This is a genomic window from Diaphorobacter sp. LI3, from assembly GCF_022807955.1.
Lineage (GTDB): Bacteria > Pseudomonadota > Gammaproteobacteria > Burkholderiales > Burkholderiaceae_C > Diaphorobacter > Diaphorobacter nitroreducens.
Map to the genome: position 1 here is coordinate 1808022 of NZ_CP094346.1, position 23452 is coordinate 1831473.

23 protein-coding genes are annotated in these 23452 nt (G+C 67.6%); 8 read left to right on the forward strand and 15 right to left on the reverse strand.

Translation table 11 applies throughout. The annotated features are described in order from the left end of the window. Positions 1-42: 42 nt before the first annotated feature. From MRB47_RS08405 to MRB47_RS08425, 5 genes are all read right to left on the reverse strand, one after another. Positions 43-1062, reverse strand: coding sequence for a class 1 fructose-bisphosphatase (locus MRB47_RS08405; protein ID WP_015913677.1), 1020 nt, complete (start codon positions 1060-1062; stop codon positions 43-45). 11 nt (positions 1063-1073) lie between these two features. Beyond that, a complete protein-coding gene (gene pepN / locus MRB47_RS08410; RefSeq protein ID WP_252102605.1) occupies positions 1074-3782 on the reverse strand; it encodes an aminopeptidase N in 2709 nt (902 codons plus the stop codon). 48 nt (positions 3783-3830) lie between these two features. Next, positions 3831-4935, reverse strand: a protein-coding gene (gene prfB / locus MRB47_RS08415) for a peptide chain release factor 2 (protein WP_123675606.1) whose coding sequence is annotated in 2 segments (ribosomal slippage) — positions 3831-4853 and positions 4855-4935 — 1104 coding nt in all. Because the reading frame shifts where the segments join, the coding sequence is not laid out codon by codon here. A 187-nt stretch (positions 4936-5122) separates the two neighbouring features. Then, positions 5123-6130, reverse strand: coding sequence for a diaminopimelate dehydrogenase (locus MRB47_RS08420; protein WP_252102430.1), 1008 nt, complete (start codon positions 6128-6130; stop codon positions 5123-5125). Positions 6131-6337: 207 nt separating this feature from the next. Continuing rightward, a complete protein-coding gene (locus MRB47_RS08425) occupies positions 6338-7273 on the reverse strand; it encodes an alpha/beta fold hydrolase (RefSeq protein WP_252102431.1) in 936 nt (311 codons plus the stop codon). Positions 7274-7400: 127 nt separating this feature from the next. Between MRB47_RS08425 and MRB47_RS08430 the strand changes: the two genes are divergently transcribed. The 3 genes from MRB47_RS08430 (at position 7401) to plsY (ending at position 9709) form a co-directional block, all read left to right on the forward strand. Next, on the forward strand, positions 7401-8462 hold the full coding sequence (locus MRB47_RS08430) for an aldo/keto reductase (RefSeq protein ID WP_252102432.1): 1062 nt from the start codon (positions 7401-7403) through the stop codon (positions 8460-8462). 65 nt (positions 8463-8527) lie between these two features. Continuing rightward, the gene (gene ybaK, locus MRB47_RS08435; RefSeq protein ID WP_047350456.1) at positions 8528-9028 is read left to right on the forward strand and encodes a Cys-tRNA(Pro) deacylase; all 501 of its coding nucleotides are present in this window, start codon (positions 8528-8530) and stop codon (positions 9026-9028) included. Between the two features lie 45 nt (positions 9029-9073). After that, the gene (plsY, locus tag MRB47_RS08440; protein ID WP_088886456.1) at positions 9074-9709 is read left to right on the forward strand and encodes a glycerol-3-phosphate 1-O-acyltransferase PlsY; all 636 of its coding nucleotides are present in this window, start codon (positions 9074-9076) and stop codon (positions 9707-9709) included. Positions 9710-9787: 78 nt separating this feature from the next. On the opposite strand, the gene MRB47_RS08445 is transcribed toward plsY, so the two are convergent. The 3 genes from MRB47_RS08445 to MRB47_RS08455 are packed head-to-tail and all read right to left on the reverse strand — an operon-like array spanning position 9788 to position 11958. Next, a complete protein-coding gene (locus tag MRB47_RS08445) occupies positions 9788-10789 on the reverse strand; it encodes an HD-GYP domain-containing protein (RefSeq protein ID WP_252102433.1) in 1002 nt (333 codons plus the stop codon). A 22-nt stretch (positions 10790-10811) separates the two neighbouring features. Then, positions 10812-11456, reverse strand: a complete 645-nt coding sequence (locus tag MRB47_RS08450) for a TIGR02281 family clan AA aspartic protease (RefSeq protein WP_252102434.1) — start codon at positions 11454-11456, stop codon at positions 10812-10814. Positions 11457-11472: 16 nt separating this feature from the next. After that, positions 11473-11958 (reverse strand): YajQ family cyclic di-GMP-binding protein, encoded by a 486-nt coding sequence (locus MRB47_RS08455; protein WP_047350459.1) that lies wholly within the window; start codon positions 11956-11958, stop codon positions 11473-11475. Between the two features lie 67 nt (positions 11959-12025). Here MRB47_RS08455 and murB point away from each other — a divergent pair, with 67 nt between their 5' ends. Continuing rightward, positions 12026-13102 (forward strand): UDP-N-acetylmuramate dehydrogenase, encoded by a 1077-nt coding sequence (gene murB / locus MRB47_RS08460; RefSeq protein WP_015913668.1) that lies wholly within the window; start codon positions 12026-12028, stop codon positions 13100-13102. Positions 13103-13207: 105 nt separating this feature from the next. Here the strand turns inward: murB and MRB47_RS08465 are convergent, their stop codons facing one another. The 3 genes from MRB47_RS08465 to MRB47_RS08475 form a co-directional block, all read right to left on the reverse strand. Further along, positions 13208-14740: a DASS family sodium-coupled anion symporter gene (locus tag MRB47_RS08465; RefSeq protein ID WP_252102435.1), complete on the reverse strand. Its 1533-nt coding sequence runs from the start codon at positions 14738-14740 to the stop codon at positions 13208-13210. A gap of 143 nt (positions 14741-14883) precedes the next feature. Next, entirely contained in the window at positions 14884-15339 is a 456-nt protein-coding gene (locus MRB47_RS08470) for a carboxymuconolactone decarboxylase family protein (RefSeq protein ID WP_252102436.1), read from the reverse strand. Between the two features lie 82 nt (positions 15340-15421). After that, positions 15422-16285: an RNA polymerase sigma-70 factor gene (locus tag MRB47_RS08475; protein ID WP_252102437.1), complete on the reverse strand. Its 864-nt coding sequence runs from the start codon at positions 16283-16285 to the stop codon at positions 15422-15424. A gap of 346 nt (positions 16286-16631) precedes the next feature. On the opposite strand from MRB47_RS08475, the gene MRB47_RS08480 reads away from it, so the two are divergent. Together MRB47_RS08480 and queC are read left to right on the forward strand one after the other, a co-directional pair. Beyond that, positions 16632-17300 (forward strand): 7-cyano-7-deazaguanine/7-aminomethyl-7-deazaguanine transporter, encoded by a 669-nt coding sequence (locus tag MRB47_RS08480; protein WP_015913664.1) that lies wholly within the window; start codon positions 16632-16634, stop codon positions 17298-17300. Continuing rightward, complete coding sequence (queC, locus tag MRB47_RS08485; protein ID WP_011805900.1) at positions 17297-18016, forward strand: 7-cyano-7-deazaguanine synthase QueC; 720 nt, start codon at positions 17297-17299, stop codon at positions 18014-18016. The genes MRB47_RS08480 and queC overlap by 4 nt, the downstream gene beginning before the upstream one ends. Before the next feature lie 90 nt (positions 18017-18106). Here queC and argG read toward each other — a convergent pair whose 3' ends face one another. From argG to MRB47_RS08505, 4 genes are all read right to left on the reverse strand, one after another. Beyond that, complete coding sequence (argG, locus tag MRB47_RS08490) at positions 18107-19453, reverse strand: argininosuccinate synthase (protein ID WP_011805899.1); 1347 nt, start codon at positions 19451-19453, stop codon at positions 18107-18109. A 66-nt stretch (positions 19454-19519) separates the two neighbouring features. Continuing rightward, the gene (locus MRB47_RS08495) at positions 19520-19837 is read right to left on the reverse strand and encodes a pyrimidine/purine nucleoside phosphorylase (protein ID WP_011805898.1); all 318 of its coding nucleotides are present in this window, start codon (positions 19835-19837) and stop codon (positions 19520-19522) included. Positions 19838-20006: 169 nt separating this feature from the next. Further along, positions 20007-20687, reverse strand: a complete 681-nt coding sequence (locus MRB47_RS08500; RefSeq protein ID WP_252102438.1) for a glycine zipper 2TM domain-containing protein — start codon at positions 20685-20687, stop codon at positions 20007-20009. 113 nt (positions 20688-20800) lie between these two features. Continuing rightward, a complete protein-coding gene (locus MRB47_RS08505) occupies positions 20801-21187 on the reverse strand; it encodes an ArsC family reductase (protein WP_252102439.1) in 387 nt (128 codons plus the stop codon). Positions 21188-21234: 47 nt separating this feature from the next. On the opposite strand from MRB47_RS08505, the gene folC reads away from it, so the two are divergent. After that, complete coding sequence (folC, locus tag MRB47_RS08510) at positions 21235-22560, forward strand: bifunctional tetrahydrofolate synthase/dihydrofolate synthase (RefSeq protein ID WP_011805895.1); 1326 nt, start codon at positions 21235-21237, stop codon at positions 22558-22560. A 14-nt stretch (positions 22561-22574) separates the two neighbouring features. After that, entirely contained in the window at positions 22575-23417 is an 843-nt protein-coding gene (locus MRB47_RS08515; protein ID WP_011805894.1) for an SPOR domain-containing protein, read from the forward strand. The last annotated feature ends 35 nt before the right edge of the window (positions 23418-23452 follow it).

Below are 23452 nucleotides of genomic sequence, written 5' to 3' on the forward strand. Positions count from 1 at the left end.
TGAGCTGCTCTACCGACTGAGCTACACCGGCGAAGACTCACATTATATACCGGAGTGGTAACTTGTCACGCGATCGACCTCATTCTTTGAGCCCAGGATCACGCTCACGCGTTCGTGCAACTGGGCGGGCTGGATGTCCAGGATGCGCTGGCGGCCGTTGGTGGCGGCGCCGCCGGCCTGCTCAACCAGCCAGCCCATGGGATTCGCCTCATACATCAGGCGCAGCTTGCCGGGCTTGTTTGGCTCGCGCTTGTCCCAGGGGTACATGAAGATGCCGCCGCGCATCAGGATGCGGTGCACGTCGGCGACCATGCTGGCGATCCAGCGCATGTTGAAGTCCTTGCCGCGCGGGCCTTCCTTGCCCTGCAGGCATTCGTCGATGTAGCGGCGCACGGGCGCATCCCAGTGGCGCATATTGCTCATGTTGATCGCGAATTCCTTGGTGTCTTCGGGAATACGGATGTTCTCGCGCGTGAGCACGAAGGAGCCCTGTTCGCGGTCCAGCGTGAACATGGCCACGCCGTCGCCCACGGTCAGCACCAACGTGGTCTGCGGGCCATAGATGCAGTAGCCTGCGGCGACCTGCTGGTGGCCGGGTTGCAAGAAGTCGGCTTCGGTGACGGGTTCGTCGGTGGTGGGATCGTCATGGTGCTTGTGCAGCACCGAGAAAATGGTGCCAATGCTCACGTTGACGTCGATGTTGGACGAACCGTCCAGGGGGTCGAACATCAGCAGGTACTCGCCCTGGGGAAAGCGGTTGGGCACCACATAGATCCCATCCATTTCCTCAGACGCCATCGCAGCCAGATGCCCGCCCCATTCGTTGGCTTCGATCAACACCTCGTTCGCAATGATGTCCAGCTTCTTCTGCACCTCACCCTGAACGTTCTCGGTTCCGGCGGTGCCCATCACGTCGCCGAGATCGCCCTTGTTCACGGCGAAGCTGATGCGCTTGCAGGCGCGCGCAACCACCTCCACCAGCAAGCGCAGCTGCGGGGGGATGCGGCCATGGACGCGCTGCTGCTCGACAAGGTAGCGGGTGAGGCTGATACGTTCGGTCATGGAGGCCTTTCTTAATCGGCAAGGGCGCGGGTGACGACTTCGCGCACGTCGTTGGAGAGGTCGGACTTGGCGGCCACGCGGGAAATGGCTTCGTGGGCGGCCGTGCGGTAAGGCTCGGCGAGCTTCTTCCAGCGGTCCAGCGCGCGCGCCAGGCGGGCGGCCACCTGGGGGTTGAGACTGTCCAGCTCCAGCACGCGGTCGGCCCAGAAGACGTAGCCGGCGGCGTCGGTGCGGTGAAAGCCCCCGGGGTTGCCGTTGCAGTAACTGAAGATCACGCTGCGCGCGCGGTTGGGGTTCTTGATGTGGAAGTCCGGGTGCTTCATGAGCTGGCGCACGGCCGGCAGCACCTGGCCGCCGCGGTCGGGCGCGCCCGCCTGCAGCGCGAACCACTTGTCCAGCACCAAGGCGTCGTCCTTGAACAGCGCATGAAAGCGCGCCAGCGCGGGCGCCGCCAACTCGTGGCCGCTGCCGACCAGCGCCGCCAGCGCGTTGAAGCGGTCGGTCATATTGCCCGCGTCCTTGAAGCGCTGGTAGGTCTTGCCGGGCCACACGATGTCGCCGTTGGAACGCGCGGCCAGGCACAGCATGCCCAGGGCCAGGCCGGCCAGGGCGCGGCGGCCCGCCGACACGGCATCCGGGCGGTAGCCGCCCGTGGCGTGGTGCTCCTCCCAGGCCCAGACCCAGTCGTCACGCAGCGCCAGGGCCAGCTGCTCGCGCAGCGCCTCGCGCACGGCATGCACGCGCTGCGGGTCCACCGTGTCCAGCTGCTCGGCGATGTAGCCCTCGGACGGCAGGGTCAGCACCAGTTCCTTGAAGGCTGCGTCCAGCGTGGGGTGGCGCAGTACGTCGCGCATGGCCTGCACCAGCGGCTGGGGCAGGAGGTTCTGGCCGTTTTGGCCGTTTACGCCCGCCAGCAAAGCGCCATCAGCTATCGCATTGATAGCGATGCGCAGCATCAGGCGCTGGCCGGCTTCCCAGCGGTTGAAGGCATCGCTGTCGTGCGCCAGCAGGGTGAGCAGCTCGGCGTCGCTGTATTCGCAGTCCAGGACCACCGGTGCGCTGAAGGAGCGCAGCAGCGAGGGCACGGGCGGCACGTCCACCCCTGTGAAGGTGAGCGTCATCTCGCCCTCGGTCAGCACCACGGTGCGCTCCGGAGCGCCCGCCGCGGCTTCGCCGTCCAGCTGCAGTGCCAGGGCGCGGCCGTCGGTGCCCACCAGGCCCAGCGTCACGGGGATCACAAAGGGCAGCTTGTCGGGCTGGCCCGGCGTGGCGGGGCAGCTTTGGGACAGCGTGAGCGTGTAGCGGCGTGCGTCGGCGTCGTACTGGCCAACGGCCTTCACGCGCGGCGTGCCTGCCTGGGAGTACCAGCGCTTGAATTGCTCCAGGTGCTGGGCCAGCGGGCTGCCGGGGTTGGCGTCGGCCATGGCCTGGGCGAAGTCGTCGCAGGTCACGGCCTGGCCGTCGTGGCGCTCGAAGTACAGCTTCAGCCCCTTGGCAAAGCCGTCGCGCCCGACCAGGTTGTGCTGCATGCGCACGACCTCGGAGCCCTTCTCGTAGATCGTGACGGTGTAGAAGTTGTTGATCTCGACATAGCTGTCGGGCCGCACGGGGTGGGCCATGGGGCCCGCATCCTCGGGGAACTGCACGGTGCGCAGCACGCGCACGTCCTCGATGCGCTTGACGGCGCGCGCGGACGGGCTGCCCGCCATGTCCATGCTGAATTCCTGATCGCGAAAGACGGTGAGGCCTTCCTTGAGCGACAGCTGGAACCAGTCGCGGCAGGTGACGCGGTTGCCTGTCCAGTTGTGGAAGTACTCGTGGCCCACTACGGACTCGATGTTGGCGAAGTCCACGTCCGTCGCCGTGGCCTGGCTGGCCAGAACGTACTTCGTGTTGAAGATGTTCAGGCCCTTGTTTTCCATGGCGCCCATGTTGAAGTCGCTGGTGGCGACGATCATGAAGCGGTCCAGGTCCAGGCTCAGTCCGAAGCGCGCCTCGTCCCACGCGATGCTGGCCATGAGGGAGTTCATGGCGTGCTCGGTCTTCTCCAGGTCGCCCGGGCGCACGTACACCTGCAGCAGATGCTCGCGCCCCGCGCGGCTCTTGATCTTCTGCTCGCGCGCGACCAGCTTGCCGGCCACCAGGGCGAACAGGTAGCTGGGCTTCTTGTGCGGGTCCACCCACTTGGCGAAGTGGCGGCCGTCTTCCAGCTCGCCGCTGTCCACCAGGTTGCCGTTGGACAGCAGCACGGGGTAGTCGGCCTTGCTGGCGCGCAGCAGCACGCTGTAGCTGGCCATGACGTCTGGGCGGTCCAGGAAGTAGGTGATGCGCCGAAAGCCCTCGGCTTCGCACTGCGTGAAGAAGGTGCCCTGGCTCACGTACAGGCCCGACAGCTGGGTGTTCTTGGCGGGCGCGCAGGTGGTGAAAATCTCCAGCTCGAAGGGCTCGGTGCCCTCCGGCAGGTTTTCCAGCACCAGCTGGCCGCCGTCCAGCTTGAACGAGGTGCCGGCGCCGTTGACCATCACGCGCGCCAGGTTCAGCTCGTCGCCATCCAGGCGCAGCGGCTGCGCGGGTACGTCGGCATTGCGGCGCACGCGCAGGCGGCTCAGCACGCGGGTCTTGGCCGGGTCCAGGTCAAAGGTGAGATCCACCGTGTCGATCCAGTACGCGGGGGCCGCGTAGTCGGCACGGTGGATGGCGATGGCTTGTCCTTCTCTCATCATGGCGATGGGCTTTCCAATCTGTGCGGGCGCGTTTGCACGCCCTGTTTAGACACCCTGCTTGAGCGAGGCTTCGATGAACACGTCCAGGTCGCCGTCCAGCACCTTCTGCGTGGCGGAGACTTCGACGTTGGTGCGCAGGTCCTTGATGCGGCTGTTGTCCAGCACGTAGCTGCGGATCTGGTGGCCCCAGCCCACGTCGGTCTTGGTGTCTTCCAGCTTCTGCTGCTCTTCCATGCGCTTGCGCATTTCGAAGTCATACAGGCGCGAGCGCAGGCGCTGCCAGGCCACGTCGCGGTTGCTGTGCTGGCTGCGGCCATCCTGGCACTGCACCACGATCCCCGTGGGGATGTGTGTCAGACGGACGGCCGAATCGGTCTTGTTGATGTGCTGGCCGCCCGCGCCCGAGGCACGGTAGGTGTCGGTGCGCACGTCGGACGGATTGATGTTGATCTCGATGGAGTCATCGATCTCGGGGTAGACGAACAGCGACGCGAACGATGTGTGGCGCCCGCCCGACGAGTCGAACGGCGACTTGCGCACCAGGCGGTGCACGCCGGTCTCGGTGCGCAGCAGGCCGTAGGCGTACTCGCCCTCGATCTTGATCGTGGCGCTCTTGATGCCGGCGACGTCGCCCGGTGTTTCTTCTTCCACCGTGGCCTTGAAGCCCTTGCGCTCGGCGTACTTCAGGTACTGGCGCAGCAGCATGCTGGCCCAGTCGCAGGCCTCGGTGCCGCCGGCGCCGGCCTGGATGTCCACGAAGCAGTTCAGCGGGTCGGCCTCATTGCTGAACATGCGGCGGAATTCCAGCTCCTCGATGAGCGGGCGCAGCTTCTCGGCCTCGGCTTCGATGGTCATCAGGCCCGCCTCGTCGCCTTCTTCCTTGCTCATTTCGTAGAGCTCGGCGTTGTCGGCCAGCTCGGTGGTGAGCTTTTGCAGCGTCAGCACCACGGCGTCGAGCGACTTCTTTTCCTTGCCGAGCTCCTGGGCCTTCTTGGGGTCGTTCCAGACAGCCGGGTCTTCTAGCGATGCGTTGACGGTGCGCAGGCGTTCAAACTTGGCATCGTAGTCAAAGATACCTCCGTAGCTCTTGGGTCCGCTCGGTCAGGTCTTCGAGGGTGGTGCCGATGAGGTTGATGCGTTCTGCTTCCATGGTGCGGGTGTCCTGGTGGTGTCTTGTGAATAACGCGCGATTTTCTCATGGCGGGCTGATGCCCCCGCTAACGCACCCTGCAGCGCCGGGAACCGACCGGGGTTATATGTGGTTGCTATCTTTACAATAGCTATCTGCGCTTGATGGGTGGGTGCTAGAGGCTGTTTTGGCCTGATGCCCGCGGGGCTTACAGGAACTGCTCGCGCAGTTCCGCCGCACTCTTGGCCGACAGCAGGGCGGGCGCCACGTCCAGCACGGTCTTGCAACCGAACTGACCCGCCGCGTGCATGCGGTGCACCGCGCGTGCATAGGCCACCAGCACGCTGGCGGTGAACTCGGGGTTACTGTCCAGCTGCAGTCGGTATTCGATGACCTGCCTGCTGGACGCCGAGGTGTTGCCGCTGCGGATCACGAACCCGCCGTGCGGCATGGCGCCATGGTCGCGCGCCAGTTCCTCGGCGCTGATGAACTGCACCGTGGTGTCGTACTGGTCAAAGTAGTGCGGCATGCCGACGATGGCCCGGCGCACCGCGTCAGCGTCGGCACCGTCCTGCAGCACCACGAAGCACTCGCGCCGGTGCTTTTCGCGCGTGGACAGCTCGGGCCGCACGCCGCTGCGCACCTTGTCCACTGCCTCGGGCACGGGGATGGTGTACTGCACGCCACCCGCCACGCCGGGCACGCGGCGCACCGCGTCGGAGTGGCCCTGGCTCAGGCCCTTGCCCCAAAAAGTGTAGGTGGCCCCGTCGGGCAGCAGGGCCTCGCCCACCACGCGGTTGATGGAGAACAGGCCCGGGTCCCAGCCGGCCGAGATCAGTGCGGTGGTCTGGCCGGCCTGGGCCGCGGCGTCCACGGCGGCGAAATGCTGGGGGATGCGCGCATGGGTGTCGAAGCTGTCCACCAGATTGAAATGCGCGGCCAGCTCGGGGCTTTGCCAGGGCAGGTCGTCCTTGGACCCGCCGCACAGCACCAGCACATCGATAGCGCCCTTGTGGCGCAACAGGCTGTCCATGCCGTGCACCGAAACGCTTGCGCCCAGCGGCTGGAGCTGCGCGGGGTCGCGGCGCGTGAAGATGCCGGCGATCGCCATGTCGGGGTTCTTGGCGATTGAGGCCTCGACGCCGCGCCCCAGATTGCCGTAGCCGACGATGCCGATGCGGGTGGCGGGAGGGTGGGCGTCGCGGTTCTGGTCCATGCGGTGGGGCTACCTTTCGTGGGCTGACAACAAAGCGGCAAAGCGCGGTTGCCCGATTGTCGGCCACGGGCGGCAGCGCTTGCCACGACACCGCGCTGCGCGGCGGGGATATCTGCGGTGGGGCCGCCCGTGAGCAGCGGCCGCGCCCGTTGCACGGCGCACAGGCGAGCGTGGGCAGCGCGAGCGCCGCGTGCGCAAGGCGTCGACTCAGGCTGCGGGCGCCGGCCCGGCCACGAACGCCTCGATCAGCGCCGCCACGGCCTGCGGCTGGTCGTGGTGCAGCATGTGGCCTGCGTTCTCGACGACGGCATGCCGCACGTCGCGCACCTGGGTCAGGCGCTGGTGGTATTCCTGCAGCGTGTAGCGGCCCTTCCACCACTGGCCCAGGCTGTCGTCGCTGGCATGCACCGAGAGCACCGGCGCGGTGATGGCCTGGTACAGCGCCAGCACCTCGTCCACCCGGTACAGCTGCGGGTTCACGATCTTGTGCGCCGCGTCGCCCTGGATGTGCCAGCGGCCCTGGGCATCTTGCGCCGCCCAATGGCGGGCGAGCCATGCGGCCTTGTCCGAGGGCAGGCGCGGGTTGGTCTTCATCAGCCGCAGGGCCACGCCATCGGCGCTGTCGTAGTGCTTCAGGGCCAGGTCGCCGCGCTCGAACTGGCGGATCTCGTCCATCCACTGCGCCAGCCGCTGGGGGGCCTGCGCCGGCTGGGTGGCGGGCAGGCCGAAGCCCTCCAGGTTCACCAGGCGGCGGATGCGCGATGGCCGCGCGCCGGCATACAGCATGGCCACGTTGCCGCCCATGCTGTGGCCCACCAGGTCTACCGGCTGCTCGCCGGCATAGTGGTCCAGCAGCTGGTCCAGGTCGGCCAGGTAGTCCACGAAGTGGTAGCTGTCGCTCGGTGCGGGCGTGCGCGTGTGGCCGAAGCCGCGCCAGTCCGGCGCGATGATCTGGCGGCTCGCGGCAAAGGCGGCGCTGAAGGCGTCCACCACGAACTGGTAGGACGCGCCTACGTCCATCCAGCCATGCAGCAGCACGAGGGGCGGCGCATCGGCGGGGCGCTCGCCCCAGACCCGCACGTGGTAGTGCAGCGTGCGAACGGGAACGGTCTCGGTGCGGCAAGGGCGTTGGGCTTGGTACATGGGTGGATTATTTCGCGGTGAACCGTCCGCGGCGCGTCGTGGCCGCGACAACGCGGCGGAGTGGGTGCGGCCTGCGCGATGTGACGCGAATCCGTAAACTCGTGCGCAACTGTCTTTCGGAGCCTGCATGCATACCCTTCCCCTTGGCCACAGCGACCTGCACGTCACGCCGATCTGCCTGGGCACCATGACCTTTGGCGAACAAGTGGCGGAGCCGGCGGCGCACGCCATCCTCGACCGCGCGCTGGAGCGCGGCGTGAACTTCATCGACACGGCCGAGATGTATGCCGTGCCCGCGCGCGAGGCCACCTGTGGCGCTACCGAATCCATCATCGGCCGCTGGTTTGCCAGCCGCCCGGGTATGCGGGGCAAGGTGGTGCTGGCCACCAAGGTGGCGGGCCCGTCGCGCGGCATGCCGTGGATCCGCAAGGGCCAGGGCATGACGGCGGCGGACATCGTCGCCTCGTGTGAGGGCAGCCTGCGCCGGCTTCAGACCGACGTGATCGACCTGTACCAGATCCACTGGCCCGAGCGGCACGTGCCCGCGTTCGGCACGCTGTACTACGACCCGTCCAAGGAAGCCAGCACCACGCCCATCCACGACCAGTTGGAGGCACTGGCCGGCCTGGTGCGTGCGGGCAAGGTGCGCTATGTCGGCCTGTCCAATGAGACGCCCTACGGCGTGCACGAGTTCGTGCGCCTGGCGGAGCAGCACGGGCTGCCGCGCGTGGCGTCGGTCCAGAACCCGTACTGCCTGCTCAACCGCAGCTGGGAAAACGCCATGGACGAGACGTGCCACCGCCTGGGCGTGTCGCTGCTTGCGTATTCGCCGCTGGCGTTCGGCCTGCTCACCGGCAAGTTCGACCAGTACGCGCCCACCGACGCGGGTGCGCCGCAACAGGCGCGCATCGCGCGCTATGAGTCGGTGCGCAAGCAGCGCTGGGGCCGTCCCGAGGCGCTGGCTGCGGCGCGCCGCTACAACCAACTGGCGCGTGACCACGGCCTGTCGCCCACGCAGATGGCGCTGGCCTTCTGCTACCACCAATGGCGCGTGAGCAGCACCATCATCGGCGTGACATCCCTTGCGCAACTGGACGAAGACCTGGATGCGTGGGACACGCGCCTGTCGCCCGAACTGCTGGCCGCCATCGATGCGGTGCGCTGGGAGATGCGCGATCCGGCGCAATGAGTTTTGGATCGAATCGGCCTGTAACGCTTGACTGGTAAGCGCGGGCAGCTATTGTTTTTGAGTTTATGGCCAAGAAGGACAAGACCGCCCACGTGAGCGAAACCCCTGCCACGCAACTGCTGCGCGCGCACAAGGTCGCCTTCACGGAGCACCCGTACGACTACGTGGAGCATGGCGGCACCGAGGAGTCGGCGCGCCAGCTGGGATTGGACGAACACGTGGTGGTCAAGACGCTGGTGATGCAGGACCAGGACGCCAAGCCGTTGATCGTGCTCATGCACGGCGACTGCAAGGTGTCCACCAAGAACCTTGCGCGCCAGATCGGCGCCAAGAGCGTGGAGCCCTGCAAGCCCGAGGTGGCCAACCGCCACAGCGGCTACCTGGTGGGCGGCACTTCGCCGTTCGGCACGCGCAAGCAGATGCCGGTGTTCATCGAGGAGAGCATCCTGCAGTTGCCGCGCATCGCCATCAACGGCGGGCGCCGCGGCTTTCTGGTGCAGTTGGACCCGCAGGTCTGCGTGCAGCTGCTGGGTGCGCGGCCGGTGCAGTGCGCGCTGGCAGAATAGGGCGGTTTTGCTTTTGTCATTCACCTTCCCTGAGCGCCCCTTGTCGTGAGCACTGTCCTTTTGCCTCTTGCCGCTGCCGTGGCCGCCTACCTGCTGGGCTCCCTGTCGTTTGCCGTCATCGTCAGCCGCGTGATGGGGCTGTCCGACCCGCGCACCTACGGCAGCAAGAACCCCGGCGCCACCAACGTGCTGCGCTCGGGCTCCAAGGCGGCGGCGGCCGTCACGCTGCTGTTCGATGCGCTCAAGGGCTGGCTGCCCGTGGTGCTGGTGCGCTGGTTCGGCGCGCCCTACGGTCTGGAGGAGGGCACCATGGCGCTGGTCGGCCTGGCGGCGTTCCTCGGCCACCTGTGGCCGGTGTTCTTCCGCTTTGAAGGCGGCAAGGGCGTGGCCACGGCGCTGGGAGTGCTCATAGGCATCAGCGGCTGGCTGGGCCTGGCCACGCTGCTCACCTGGGTGATCATTGCGTTCTTCTTCCGCTACTCGTCGCTGGCCTCTCTGGTGGCCGCGGTGTTCGCGCCGTTCTTCTACGTGCTGGGCGGTGGCGTGGCGTGGTACACCGATGCGCGCGTGGGCGTGGCCATCGCCGTGATGTCGGGCCTGCTGGCCTGGCGCCACAAGGAAAACATCCAGCGCCTGCTGCAGGGCAAGGAATCGCGCCTGGGCTCCAAGAAGAAAGCCTAAAAGCCGGATACGCGCCTGTCCGCACCCGGCAGGCGGCACGCAGTGCCGTGTGTTTCCTGATGCGGCAGGCCCGGCTTTTCAGCGGGACAGGGTCTGTGTGCGCTGGGCCGCATAAAGCCCCAGGCGCACCATGGTGCGGTTGTGCAGTTCCACCGTCACCGCCGACCGCGCCAGCGCCGACTGGATGCGCGGCTGTCCGCGCACCGTGTGGTAGAGCGCGGGCGAGGCCAGCGGCTCGCCCTTGGCATCCAGCACGCTGGCCACCAGCGGGAAGTTCGCCCGCTCGCTGCGGCGCAGCACGACGGCCGTCTCGCCATTGTCCAGGCGCACGAACGTGCCCGGCGGGCACAGGCCCACGGTGCGCACCAGCATGAGGCTGGCTTCGTCGCGCGCGTCGCTGTCTTGGCCCACGATGGCGCGTACCGAGTCGGTGGCGCTGCGGCCGGCGCGGGACTTGCGCGGGCTGATCAGGGCCGCGTAGCGGTCGATGGTGCTCAGGATGCGCGTGAGCCGCTCCCGTACGGGCAGGCTCGCCAGGGGGACGGCCGCGTCGGACGAGGGCGCATGGTGCGTCGCCACGATCTCCAGCCACAGGTCGTTGGTGACCTGCAGATCTTCCAGCATGTCCAGTCCAAGCCGAGGGTGGCTGGCCACGACCTGCTGCTGCTCGGCCGTGAGCGGCTCGCGCTGCACGGCCAGCGCATCCTGCAGCGCCGTCATGCCGATGTTCATGGTGAACGCCGCGCGCACCAGGCTGTCGCACTCCTGCGGCGGCAACTGCAACTCCTGCGCCAGGATGTGGCACAGCGTGCCGCACACCAGGGCATGCGATGCGCTGTAGCCCACGGTGGAGGTGGCCGCGAGCTGGAACATGAGGTACAGCGCGGCGTCGATGTCGTGCGCCACCAGGTCCTGAAGCCAGCGGTCGCACTGGCGCACCTTGGCCACGAAGTCGCGCGCCTGCCGTGGCCGCGCGAGCAGCGCCGACAGGGCGGACTCCAGGTCGGACCACTGGCCCAGCAGATCTTCGTAGTCGCTGCCCGACGGATCGGTGCCACTGGGTTGGGGCTGTGCGGACATGGGGGCCTGAGGGCGACGCGCGTCAGCGGCGGCGTTGCAGCACCATCTCGTCGCCGCTGCGGTTCATGTGGAATTCGCGCAGGAAGCTGTTGCCCAGCAGCACATAGGGCATGGCCTCCGCGGTGACGATGGCGTCCACGCTGCGCAGTTCCACATCGCCCACCCGCACGGACTCCAGCCGCATGCGCCAGCCCTGCGCCGTGCCGTTGGCGGTGTTCATCATCACGGGCTGGCCCTGTTCGAACTTCAGGCCCATGCGCTGCGCGTCGGGCCGGCCGATGGCCACGGTGGTGGCGCCCGTGTCCACCATGTACTGCATCACGCGACCGTTGATGAAGCCGCTGTTGATGAAATGCCCACGCGCGTCGGCCTTGAGCACGATACGCTGGCCGGCCGCGCTGCCGCCAATGCTCACGGGCGACTCGCCCAGCTGAATCGCGCGCTGCGCGCCCGCGACCTCCAGCACCACGCCGTCGCGGCCCAACGAGACCACGCGCACGCCCATGTGGGAGCCGCCCGGTGCCACGCTGCGCGGCGCGCTGCCGTCCACCACCAGCAGGGCCTTGCCGCCCAGGATGCCGGCCAGCGCCACGCTTTGCGCGTAGGCGGCGGGCAGGCCGGTGACCGCCAGCAGGGCGACGGCCAGGCGCAGGGTCAGGCTGTGCATGGGCGGCGGGCAGTCATCAGTCGCGGAAGTTGTCGAACGTCAGCGGCAGGTCGGCGATGTCCTTGCGGATCAGCGCCATGGCGGCCTGCAGGTCGTCGCGCTTGGCGCCGGTGACGCGCACCTTGTCCTCCTGGATGGCCGCCTGCAGCTTGAGCTTGCTGTCCTTGATCAGGCGCTGGATCTTCTTGGCCTGCTCGCTGTCAATGCCGTTCTTGACCTTCACCACCTGCTTGAGCTTGTCGCCGCCGATCTTCTGGGGCTTTTGCACGTCCAGGAAGCGCACGTCCACGTTGCGCTTGGTGAGCTTGTTGCGCAGGATGTCCTCGACCTGCTGCAGCTGGAAGTCGGCGTCGCCGTACAGCGTGATTTCCTTGTCTTTCAGCTCGACGGCGGCAGAGGTGCCCTTGAAGTCGAAGCGCGTGCCGATCTCCTTGGCGGTGTTCTCCACGGCGTTTTTCACTTCGACGAAGTTGGCTTCACAGACGGTATCAAAAGAAGGCATGGCATCACTCGCGGCTAACTCGGTACAAACCCGCGCCCGCCTGGGGGCGGGTGCGACAATCCGGTCGATGTTAGTCGAGAAAAATGTTCCCCTGCAGACTTACAACACCTTCGGCATCGCCGCACGTGCGCACACCCTGGTGCGCGTGCGCTCGGCCAAGGACGTGCACGACCTGCTGGGCGACCACCGCTTGGAGCGCCAGCCGGTGTTCGTGCTGGGGGGCGGCAGCAACATCGTGCTGACCGGCGACGTCAAGCCCCTCGTGCTGAAGATGGAGATCAAGGGCCTGCGCCTGCTGGAAGAGACCGACAAGGCCTGGATCGTGGAGGCCGGCGCGGGCGAGGTCTGGCACGAGGCCGTGGCCTGGACGCTGGCCCAGGGCTACCCCGGCCTGGAGAACCTGGCGCTGATTCCCGGCACCGTGGGCGCAGCGCCCGTGCAGAACATCGGCGCCTACGGCGTGGAACTGCAGGACCGCTTTCATTCCCTGGTTGCCATCGACCTGGCCACGGGCCGCCCGTTCACGCTGGACGCAGCCCAGTGCGCCTTCGGCTACCGCGACTCGGTGTTCAAGCATGCCGCGCCCCAGGCGCCCCACGAGGGTGGGGGGCTGCACCGCGGCATGGGGCTGGCCGGGCGCGCGGTCATCACCCATGTGCGCTTTCTGCTGCGCAAGGACTGGGCGCCTGAGCTGGGCTACCTGGACCTGGAGCGCAAGCGCCAGGAGGCGGGCGTGGAGCGGCCCACGGCGCAGCAGATCTTTGACTGGGTGTGCGAGATCCGCCGTGCCAAGCTGCCCGACCCGGCCGTGATCGGCAACGCCGGCAGCTTCTTCAAGAACCCCACGGTCACGCCCGAGCAGTGCCAGGACATCATCGCGCGCGACCCGAAGATCGTGCACTACCCCATGCCCGACGGCACCATCAAGCTGGCGGCGGGCTGGCTCATCGACGCCTGCGGTTGGAAGGGCAAGACGGTGGGCAAGGCCGGCGTGTACGACAAGCAGGCGCTGGTGCTGGTCAACCGCGGCACGCCCGACGACAGCGTGACCGGCGGCGAGGTGATGACGCTGGCGCGCGCCATCCAGACCAGCGTGTACGAGCGCTTCGGCATCCGGCTGGAGCCGGAGCCGGTGGTGGTCTAGCAGGCGGTAGCTGCTAACCTTTTGATAGCTGCTACCGCTTATCAGTAAAGGGCTACAGGCCAAAAATGTCTGGATTCGCATGGCCCACCGGCCGGCGAAGGGGCCTCAGTGCGCCGGCAGGGTCATGTAGCCCATCCAGGGCCAGTAGGTCAGCGCAAACACCACCAGCAGCGCGATGGCCACGGCGGTGAGCACCAGGCCCGTGCGCACATAGTCCTTGATGTCGAAGGTGTCGGTGCCGTAGGCCAGCATGCCCTGGGGCGAGTTCACCGGCAGGATGAAGCCGATGCTGACCACGAACTGCAGCAGCATGGTCATGCCGATGGGGTTGATGCCCGGCGTCTGCACCGCCTGCAGCACGCTGATGATGATCGGAATCATGGTGGAGGCCAGGCCTGTGGCGCTGGCAAAACCCAGGTGGATCACGATCAGGAACAGGGCCAGCAGCATGAAGATGGCAAATGCCGTGGCGTTGGCCAGGCCGAGGCTGTCCACGATCAGGCGGGCCAGCCAGGGCGCGGCCTCGGTCTTGAGCAGGGCCGCACCCATGGCGATGCCCACGGCGAACAGCAGCACCGTGCCCCAGGGGAAGCCCCTTTGCGACTCCTTCCAGCCCATCACGCCCAGGCGCGGCAGCAGCATCAGTGCGATGGCCACGATGGTGGAGGTGGTGGTGTCCACGTCGTGCAGCACACCCTCGGTCGCCCAGAAGCCCAGCAGCACCAGCGTGATGCCCAGCAGCTTCCACTGGTTGGCGGTCATGGGGCCCAGCTCGGCCAGTTGGCGATGGATGGCCTCGCGCCCGCCGGCGATGTGGTCCATCTCGGGCTTGAGCATGCGCGTCATGATGAAGTACAGCGCAAAGGTCAGCACGATGGAATACGGCGCGCCAGCCACGAACCACTCGCCCCAGGTGATGGTCTGGCCGAACTGCTTCTCGATGAAGCCGATGGCCACCATGTTCTGCGCGGCGGCGGTCTTGATGCCGATGTTCCACACGCTGGCGGTCTGCGCGGCGGTGATCACCACCAGCGCCGCGAACTTGCTGCGCCGCTGCGCCCCGAAGGCCGACAGGAAGCCCAGCATGATCGGCATCAGGCAGGCCACGCGCGCCGTGGCGCTGGGCACGATGAACGACAACAGAAAGCCCACCAGGATCGCGCCCATCGCCACGTGGTTGGCGCGCGCGGGCACGTACGACAGCACCTGCAGCGCGATGCGTTTGTCCAGCTGCGTCGCCGTCATGGCCGCGGCGATGAAGCAGGCCGCCGCCACCAGCACCACGGCGCTGTTGCTGAAGCCGCCTAGCGCGTAGGGCAGCGCGGCACGTGTGCCCATCATGGCCCCCGCCGCCTCCTTGCCTGGCACGGGGCTGATGGCCAGCAGGACGATCATCAGCGCGCCGATGACGACGGCGCTCACCGCATAGTCCAGCGCCTCGGTCATCCACAGAATCACGGCGAACGCGAGGACGGCCAGCATCATCTGCCCGGCCTGCGGCAGGCCCGGCAGCGCGGGCATGAAGGCAATGAGCAGCAGCACGGCAATGGCCACCCACAGGCCGGCACGTTGGGTGAGCGTGGAGCCGCCCGCGGGTGCGGGCGACGAGGGCAGCGCGGAGGCCGGGGATGAGGTCATGGCAGCTTCCTTTCCTTGCAGTGCCCCAGCCTGGCCAGGGCTTGCGGTCATTGTGCGCCGCTGCCCCCATGCCTGGCGGGCAGGGCGGCCGCCTCCGTCGCGCGTGCATGACCTGGGTCAAGGTTGCCGTCTGCGGCGCCAGTTCACGCCGGCGTGTAGCGCCCGGGCGGGGTGCGGAACGCTACATTGAGCCGGTTCCAGCCATTGATCGTGACGATGGCCATCGACAGCTCCACGATCTCCGCTTCGCTGAACTGCGCGCGCACCTCGTCGTACACGGCGTCGGGCACCTGCGACTGCTCCAGGCGCGTGAGGGCCTCGGTCCAGGCCAGTGCGGCACATTCGCGCGCATCGAACACGCCGCTCTCGCGCCAGGCGCTGAGCAGGTGCAGCCGCCGGTCGCTTTCGCCATGCTCGCGCGCCTCGCGGGCGTGCATGTCGATGCAGAACGCGCAGCCATTGATTTGCGAGGCGCGCATCTTTACCAGCTCGTGCAACTGCACGGGTAGTTGCCCCGCATCGACGTGCTTTTGCAGGCCGTACATGGCGGCATAGCTTGCGGCGTGGCCAGGGAGGTTGATGCGGGGGGCTGAGGACATGGAAGGCTCCTTGCAGGGGGGTGAGAAAAAAGGGGTGAACGCGGCGCCGCCGCGCAGACGGTGCCGGGCGAAGCGCGCAGGCCTACAGGCCGCGCAGCTTGTCGGGGTTGAGGACGGAATACACCGCGTGGATGTGTACGCCGTCGGTCTCGAAGGCCATGACGGCGCGCGCGCCGCCCGCGTCGCGCAGCAGCAGCCCGGGGCCGCCGTTGACGTCCACCGCCTCCATGGTCTGGTGGCTCAGGTAGAGGCGCCACACCGACGCGGCCAGGCGTGCGATCGCACGCGGCCCGTGCAGCAGCTTGGCGGCCGCGCGCACCTTGCCCCCGCCGTCGGCGGTCCACTGCGCATCCTCGGCGAACAGCGCCAGCAGCGCCGCATGGTCCTGCGTGCGCATGGCCTGCACGAAGCGTTCCACCAGCGCACGCGACGCCTCGGGTGTGGCCGTGAAGCGCGCCCTGCGCTGGCGCACCTGGGCGCGCGCGCGGTGCACCAGCTGGCGGCAGGCGGCCTCGCTCTTGCCCAGCACGCTCGCCACCTCGGGGTAGTCGCTGTCGAACACGTCGTGCAGCAGGAAGGCGGCGCGCTCGTCGGGCGTGAGGCGCTCCAGCACCACGAGCAGCGCGACGGACAGGTCGCTGGCCAGTTCGGCGCGTGCATCGGCGGCCGGGGCGCTGTCGCCGGCGATCCACGGTTCCGGCAGCCAGGGCCCGTCATAGGCCGTGCGTTCGATGCGCGCGGCGCGCAGCCGGTCCACGCACAGCCGGGTGACCGTGGTGATCAGCCAGGCCTCGGCCGTCTGCACGCGCTCCAGGGCCGTCGCCTGCCAACGCAGCCAGGCATCCTGCAGCACGTCCTCGGCATCGGTGCGGCTGCCCAGCATGCGGTAGGCCACGCCTGCCAGGCGTGGGCGGTGCTGCTGAAAGGCGGCGAGGTGCTGGTCCATGGCGAGTGAGGTTGTCGCGTTCATGCCCCTAAGACGTGCGGCGCATGCATTGTGTGACGGGTGCCTTGAAAAAAATACGCGGCGCAACCCTGTGCGCGGGTGGGATGCGCAAATGTGCCTACAATCGCGCCCCGGCTCTGTTGCCACCATGGGTTCCCTCGCCCCCATCCAGGAACCTCCGCAACACCTGTAGTGCCGCACGCCTCTGTAGGCTCGGTGGCCTGCGTCGATGCAAATCCTCGGGGTGGCCCTGCCACCGCTGTGGTTTGCGCTTCGCGTCCCATACCGATTCGCAGCGTGCTGATCCCTACAGGTATTGCAGAGGTCCCATCCAAAAAGGACTGCCATGACCTCGCTGAAGGCACCATCGCGCGTGCCGTTGTACCTCTCCCTCCTGGTGGCGTTCCATATCGCCATCGTCATCGCCAGCAACTACCTGGTGCAACTGCCCATCAATTTGCTGGGCTTTCACAGCACCTGGGGGGCGTTCAGCTTCCCGTTCATCTTTCTGGCCACCGACCTGACAGTGCGGCTCATCGGCAAGGCCGAGGCGCGCCGCGTCATCACCCGCGCCATGCTGCCGGCGCTGGTGGCGTCGTATGTGGTGGGTGTGCTGTTCCATGAAGGCCGCTTCAACGGCTGGGCGGCGCTGGGTGACTTCAACACCTTCGTGTTCCGCATCGCCTTTGCCAGCTTTGCCGCCTACGTGCTGGGGCAACTGCTGGACATCCAGGTGTTCGACCGTATCCGCCAGAGCAGCCGCTCGTGGTGGCTGGCGCCTGCGGCGGCGTCGGTGTTCGGCCAGGCGCTGGATACGGCGGCGTTCTTCTCCATCGCCTTCTGGCGCAGCCCTGACGCGTTCATGGCCGCCCACTGGGGCGAAATCGCCGTGGTGGACTATGTCATCAAGCTGGCCGTGAGCCTGCTGTTCTTCGTGCCGGCCTACGGAGTGGCGCTGGCCGCCATCGTGCGCAGCATGCGCGAGGGCGCGGCCCCGCTCGCGACCGCGCCATGAGCCGCCTGCCGCAGCGGCGCGCGCTGGTGCTGCTGTCGGGCGGGCAGGACTCCGCGACCTGCCTGGCCTGGGCGCTGGCGCGCTATGGGCATGTGGAAACCCTGGGCTTTGACTACGGGCAGCGCCACCGCGTCGAGCTGGACTGCCGGCAGCGGCTGATCGACGGGGTGCGCGCCCTGCCGTGGCCGGGACAGTTGGGGCCGGACCACATGCTGACGGTGGACGTGCTCGCGCAGCTGGGCGGCAGCGCCATGACCGATGACGTGGCCATCGCCATGCAGGCGGACGGTTTGCCCAACACCTTCGTGCCGGGGCGCAACCTGCTGTTCTTCACCCTGGCGGCGGCGCTGGCCTATCGGCGTGGGCTGGATGTGCTGGTGGGCGGCATGTCCGAGACCGACTATTCCGGCTACCCCGACTGCCGCGACAGCACGCTGAAGGCGCTGCAGGTGGCGCTGAGTCTGGGCGTGGACCGCCCGCTGACGCTGGAAACTCCGCTGATGTGGCGCAGCAAGGCCGACACCTGGGCCCTGGCGCAGCGGCTGGGCGGCGACGCCCTGGTCGAACTGATCCGGTGCGAGTCACACACCTGCTACCTGGGCCAGCGCGGCGACCTGCACGCCTGGGGCCACGGCTGCGGCGGCTGCCCCGCCTGCGAACTGCGCGCACAGGGGTGGGAGCAGTGGACCGCGCAGCGCTCTTTGAACGGCGCATAAAAAAACCACCCGGCAGGCCTGCCGGGTGGTTGCTTCTGTTTTTATAGCTTCTAGCGCACGTCCATCAAGCGCTAGAGGCCTGTTTGATGCTTATTTTTTCTTCGCGCCGCCGTCTTCCAGCTGCGCCAGCGCGGCATTGCCGCCCAGCGACAGCAGGCCGGCGCGTGCATACACGCCCAGCTTGCCGCGCGTGTCGGAGATGTCCAGGTTGCGCATGGTCAACTGGCCGATGCGGTCCAGCGGGCTGAACGGCGCGTCTTCCACCTTTTCCATCGACAGGCGCTCGGGCGCGTAGGTCAGGTTGGGCGACTCGGTGTTCAGGATGGAGTAGTCGTTGCCGCGACGCAGTTCGAGCGTCACGGTGCCGGTCACGGCGCGCGCCACCCAGCGCTGGGCGGTCTCGCGCAGCATGATGGCCTGGGGGTCGAACCAGCGGCCCTGGTACAGCAGGCGGCCGAGCTTCAGGCCGTTCAGGCGGTACTGCTCGATGGTGTCTTCGTTGTGGATGCCGGTGACCAGGCGCTCGTAGGCGATGTGCAGCAGCGCCATGCCGGGGGCTTCGTAGATGCCGCGGCTCTTGGCTTCGATGATGCGGTTCTCGATCTGGTCGCTCATCCCTAAGCCGTGGCGGCCGCCGATGCGGTTCAATTCCAGGAACAGCTCCACAGGGTCGGCGATCTCCTTGCCGTTCACGGCCACGGGTTGCCCCTCGTCGAAGGTGACCGACACTTCTTCGGCCGGCACGTCGACTTCGGGCTTCCAGAACGCCACGCCCATGATGGGATTGACGATGCGGATGCCGCTGCTGAGGAACTCCAGGTCCTTCGCCTCGTGCGTGGCGCCCAGCATGTTGCTGTCGGTGCTGTACGCCTTTTCGGCGCTCATCTTGTAGCCGAAGCCTTCCTTGGTCATGAAGGCCGACATCTCGGCGCGCCCGCCCAGCTCGTCGATGAACTTCTGGTCCAGCCAGGGCTTGTAGATCTTCAGCGCGGGGTTGGTGAGCAGGCCGTAGCGGTAGAAGCGCTCGATGTCGTTGCCCTTGAAGGTGGAGCCGTCGCCCCAGATGTGGACGTCGTCCTCCTTCATCGCGGCCACCAGCATGGTGCCCGTCACGGCGCGGCCCAGCGGCGTGGTGTTGAAATAGGTGATGCCACCGGTGCTGATGTGGAACGCTCCGGCCTGGATGGCGGCAATGCCCTCGTGCGCCAGCTGTGTGCGGCAGTCGATCAGGCGGGCTTTCTCGGCGCCGTATTCCATGGCCTTGCGGGGAATCTCGTCGTAGTCGGCTTCGTCAGGCTGGCCCAGGTTGGCGGTGTAGGCGTAGGGCAGGGCGCCCTTGTTCTTCATCCAGCGCAGCGCGGCGCTGGTGTCGAGGCCGCCCGAGAAGGCGATGCCGACCTTCTGGCCGACGGGGAGGTGTTGCAGGATGGTTGCCATGGGATTCTCTTGAAAATTGATAGCTGCCCGCGCTTGTGTGGTAAGCGTTGGAGGCCTAAAACATGCTCAGCCGTAGTGGCAGATGTAGTGGAAGGCCTCGGTCACTCGGATGTTGAATTTGGAATTGCCCGGCACGCTGAACTTCTCGCCCGCGCCCACCTTGACCCAGGCGTCGGTGCCGTCCAGCTGGTATTCGCAGGATCCGCCCACGCATTCCATGATCTCGGGTGCGCCCGTCCCGAAGGTCAACGTGGCCGGCAGCACCACACCCACCGACTTCTTCGTGCCGTCGGGGTACGTGAGGTTGTGGCTCACGCACTTGCCGTCAAAGTACACATTGGCCTGGGTGGTGACGGAAACACCGTCGATTTTTTCGGTGGTCATGGATGGGGACGCAGAGGATGGGACAAACCATCGATTCTAGAGCCTGCGCGTGCCGGCGCACCCCGTGCGGGCGCGGGGCGGCGTTTGCCGCGCAGCAACGAAAAAGGGCTCCGAAGAGCCCTTTGGCATGTGCCGTCTGCGTGCTGGCCGCCAGGCCGTGGCGCTCTGCTCAGCGCCAGTAACGGTCGTGGTAGCGGGGCGGCCGGTAGGGATGGCCATAGTTGTCGCGGTATTCGATCACGGTGACGGGCGGCTCCACGATGTAGGCCGGCGGGCCCGGCTGGGTGGACACCACCACGCCCGGCTGCGCATAGCCGCCGGAATAGGTGGGAGCGTAGGTGGGGGCGTAGGTGGGCGGGTATCCGGCGGGAGCGCGCGACACTCCCGGCACCGCCGGCTGCACGGTGAGTGGAATCCACGCGCCTGGGTCGGTCTGCGTGCGCGTGTTGTAGTGCCGGCCGGCGTATTCGTAGACCACGTCGTAGCCGACGATCTGGTTGTCGTAGTAGGTTTCGGTCGTGCAGCGCTGCACATTCTGGTAGCCAGGGCGGCCACCCTCGATCTGGTTGCCCAGCACCGCGCCACCAATCACACCCAGGGCCGTGGCCGCGGCACGGCCGCTGCCGCCGCCGATGGCGTTGCCCGCGGCGCCGCCGGCAATCGCGCCCAGCACCGCGCCCGCGCCGGAGGTGGGGCGAGCGCCGCTGTAGATGGTTTCGTTGCCGCAGACCTGCTGCGGAATCGCGATCTGCTCGGTGATGGGCGTGGCCGACAGCACGCGGCCCTGTTCCTGCGCCTGGGCGGCCAGCGCGGCCGTGGCCAGGGCCGCGAGGACAAAAATCTTGTTCATGGGCAAAAAGCTCCTTTCGGTCGGCCTACAACGCGCCGAACCTGCGGGAAGTTTCAGCCCGGCGCGTCAACACACCCGCGCCGACCCGTAAATCTGCGTAAAGATGTGTTGCCTCATGCCTTGGAGTGGCTGGCCGCGCGTGCGTTCCATGCCTCGGGGCTGAAGCCCACCGTCACGTCACCCGCGGGGCCGCCCTGCCACTCGACCACGGGCCGCTTGATGACCGAGGGCTGCTCGCACATCAGCGCGGCCGCGCTGGGGGCGTCCATCACGCCGGCCTGCACGGCCGTGTCCAGCTTGCGCCAGGTCGTGCCCTGGCGGTTGAGCAGCTTCTCCCAGCCCACGGCGGCCATCCACGCGGGCAGGCGCTCTGCGGGCACGCCTTGCTTCTTGAAGTCGTGGAACTGGTAGGCCAAGCCTTGCTCCTGTAGCCAGGCGCGGGCCTTCTTGACGGTGTCGCAGTTGGGAATGCCGTAGACGATGATCGTGGGGGTACTCATGGCCCGGGATCATCGCGCAAGCCCGGCTCGGCGACAATTCATGGGCTATGCACATTCCTCCGCAGACACTGGAAGGCTGGCTTCGCCACTGCGAGCAGCTGCACCCCAAGAACATCGACATGGGCCTGGAGCGCGTGGGCGAGGTGGCGCGCCGCCTGGGGCTGCGCTTCAACTGCCCCGTGATCACCGTGGCGGGCACCAACGGCAAGGGCTCGACCTGCGCCATGCTGGAGGCCGTGGCCCTGCAGGCCGGCTACCGTACGGGGGTCTATACATCGCCCCATCTGGTGCATTTTGAGGAGCGTTGCCGCATCCGTGGCGAGATCGTCGACGCCGCGTCGTTGGTGGCCAGCTTCGAGGCGGTGGAGCGGGCGCGCACGCAGAACGGCAACGAGGTCACGCTGACCTACTTCGAATTCACCACGCTCGCCATCCTGCGGCACATGAGCCTGTCGCTGCTGGACGTGGCCATCCTGGAGGTGGGTCTGGGCGGGCGGCTGGATGCCACCAACATCATCGACGCCGACTGCGCGGTGATCACCAGCGTGGACATCGACCATGTGGAGTTCCTCGGGCCTGACCGCGAAACCATCGGCCGCGAGAAGGCCGGCATCATGCGCACCGGCCGCCCCGTGGTGGTGAGCGACCCCATGCCGCCGCAGAGCGTGATCGACCATGCGCGCGAGATCGGCGCCGACCTGTGGCGCTTCGGGCAGGACTTCAACTTCTCGGGCGACAAGCAGCAGTGGGCGTGGGCCGGGCGCGGGCGCCGCTATGCGGGCCTGGCGTATCCGGCGCTGCGGGGCGCCAACCAACTGGTCAATGCCTCGGGCGCACTCGCTGCGCTGGAGGCAGTGCGCGAACGCCTGCCCATCACCGCGCAGGCGGTGCGCGCCGGCCTGGCGCTGGTGGAACTGCCCGGGCGCTTCCAGATCGTGCCGGGCCAGCCCACGCTGGTGCTGGACGTGGCACACAACCCGCACTCGGTGGCGGCGCTCACGGCCAATCTGGACGCCATGGGCTACTTCCCGACCACGCACGCGGTGTTTGGCGCCATGGCCGACAAGGATCTGGCGCCCATGCTGGCCAAGGTGGGGCCGGTGATCGACCGCTGGTATTTCACCGACCTGCCCACGCCGCGCGCCGAGACGGCCGCCAGCCTGCAGCAGAAATGGAATGCGCTGCAGATGGTGGCCGGAGGGCGCCGTGAGGTCGCCACCAGCCTGCACGCCAACCCCGAGGAGGCGCTGCGCGCGGCCGTTGAGGCCGCGGACCCCGCTGATAGAATTGTGGTCTTTGGCTCGTTCTACACGGTGGGTGGCGTGCTCCAGCATGGGGTGCCGCGCCTGCAGGCCAAGCATCTGGGCGCATAACGAGTCCGCACTCCATGGCATTTTTCAAGTTTCGTTGGCCTGGCCGGCAGGAGCCGTCGGGCGACACCAACAAACCCGCCAAGCGCTCACGCACTCCGCAGGCCGAGAGCATTGAGGAAATGCGCCGACGCGCGCGCCACCGCCTGCTGGGTGCTGCAGTACTGGTGTTGGTGGGCGTGGTGGGCTTCCCCCTGCTGTTCGACACCCAGCCGCGGCCGGTCCCGGTGAATGTGGCGATGGACATTCCCGATCGCCACAAGGTGGCTCCGCTGGTGGTGCCGCAGCAAGAGGCCAACACCCCCCGCGCCGCGGAGCCGGCGACTTCCGGCCTGGATGCGGGCGAGGAAGTGGTGGCGTCCCGCCCACGCAGTGCGCCAGCGGCCTCGCAGCCCGCTGCGCGCGTAGAACCCAAAGTGCCGGCTAAGGCGGAAACCCCGGCGGAATCCAAGCCCGAGCCCAAACCGGAACCCAAGCCCGCGCCCAAGGCAGAGGCCAAACCGGAATCCAAACCAGAACCCCGGCCCGATCCCAAGCCTGCGCGCCAGGACGATGCCGCGCGCGCCCGCGCACTGCTCGAAGGCCGCAACCCGCAGCCCAGCGCCGCGCCGGCCGCTGCGCGCGAGGAGCAGGGCCGCTTCATCGTGCAGGTAGGCGCCTTCGCGGACGCCGACAAGGCGCGCGAGGTGCGCGATCGGTTGGAGCGCTCTGGCCTCAAGACCTATACCCAGGTGGTCGACACCAAGGATGGCAAGCGCACGCGCGTGCGAGTGGGTCCATTCACCAGCCGTGCGGACGCCGACAAGGCAGCCGGCCGCGTCAAGGGCGCGGGGCTGTCCGCGTCGGTGTTGGCGCTTTAGGCCGGCTGGCGGGCTGGGACGGCGTTTCAAAGGTT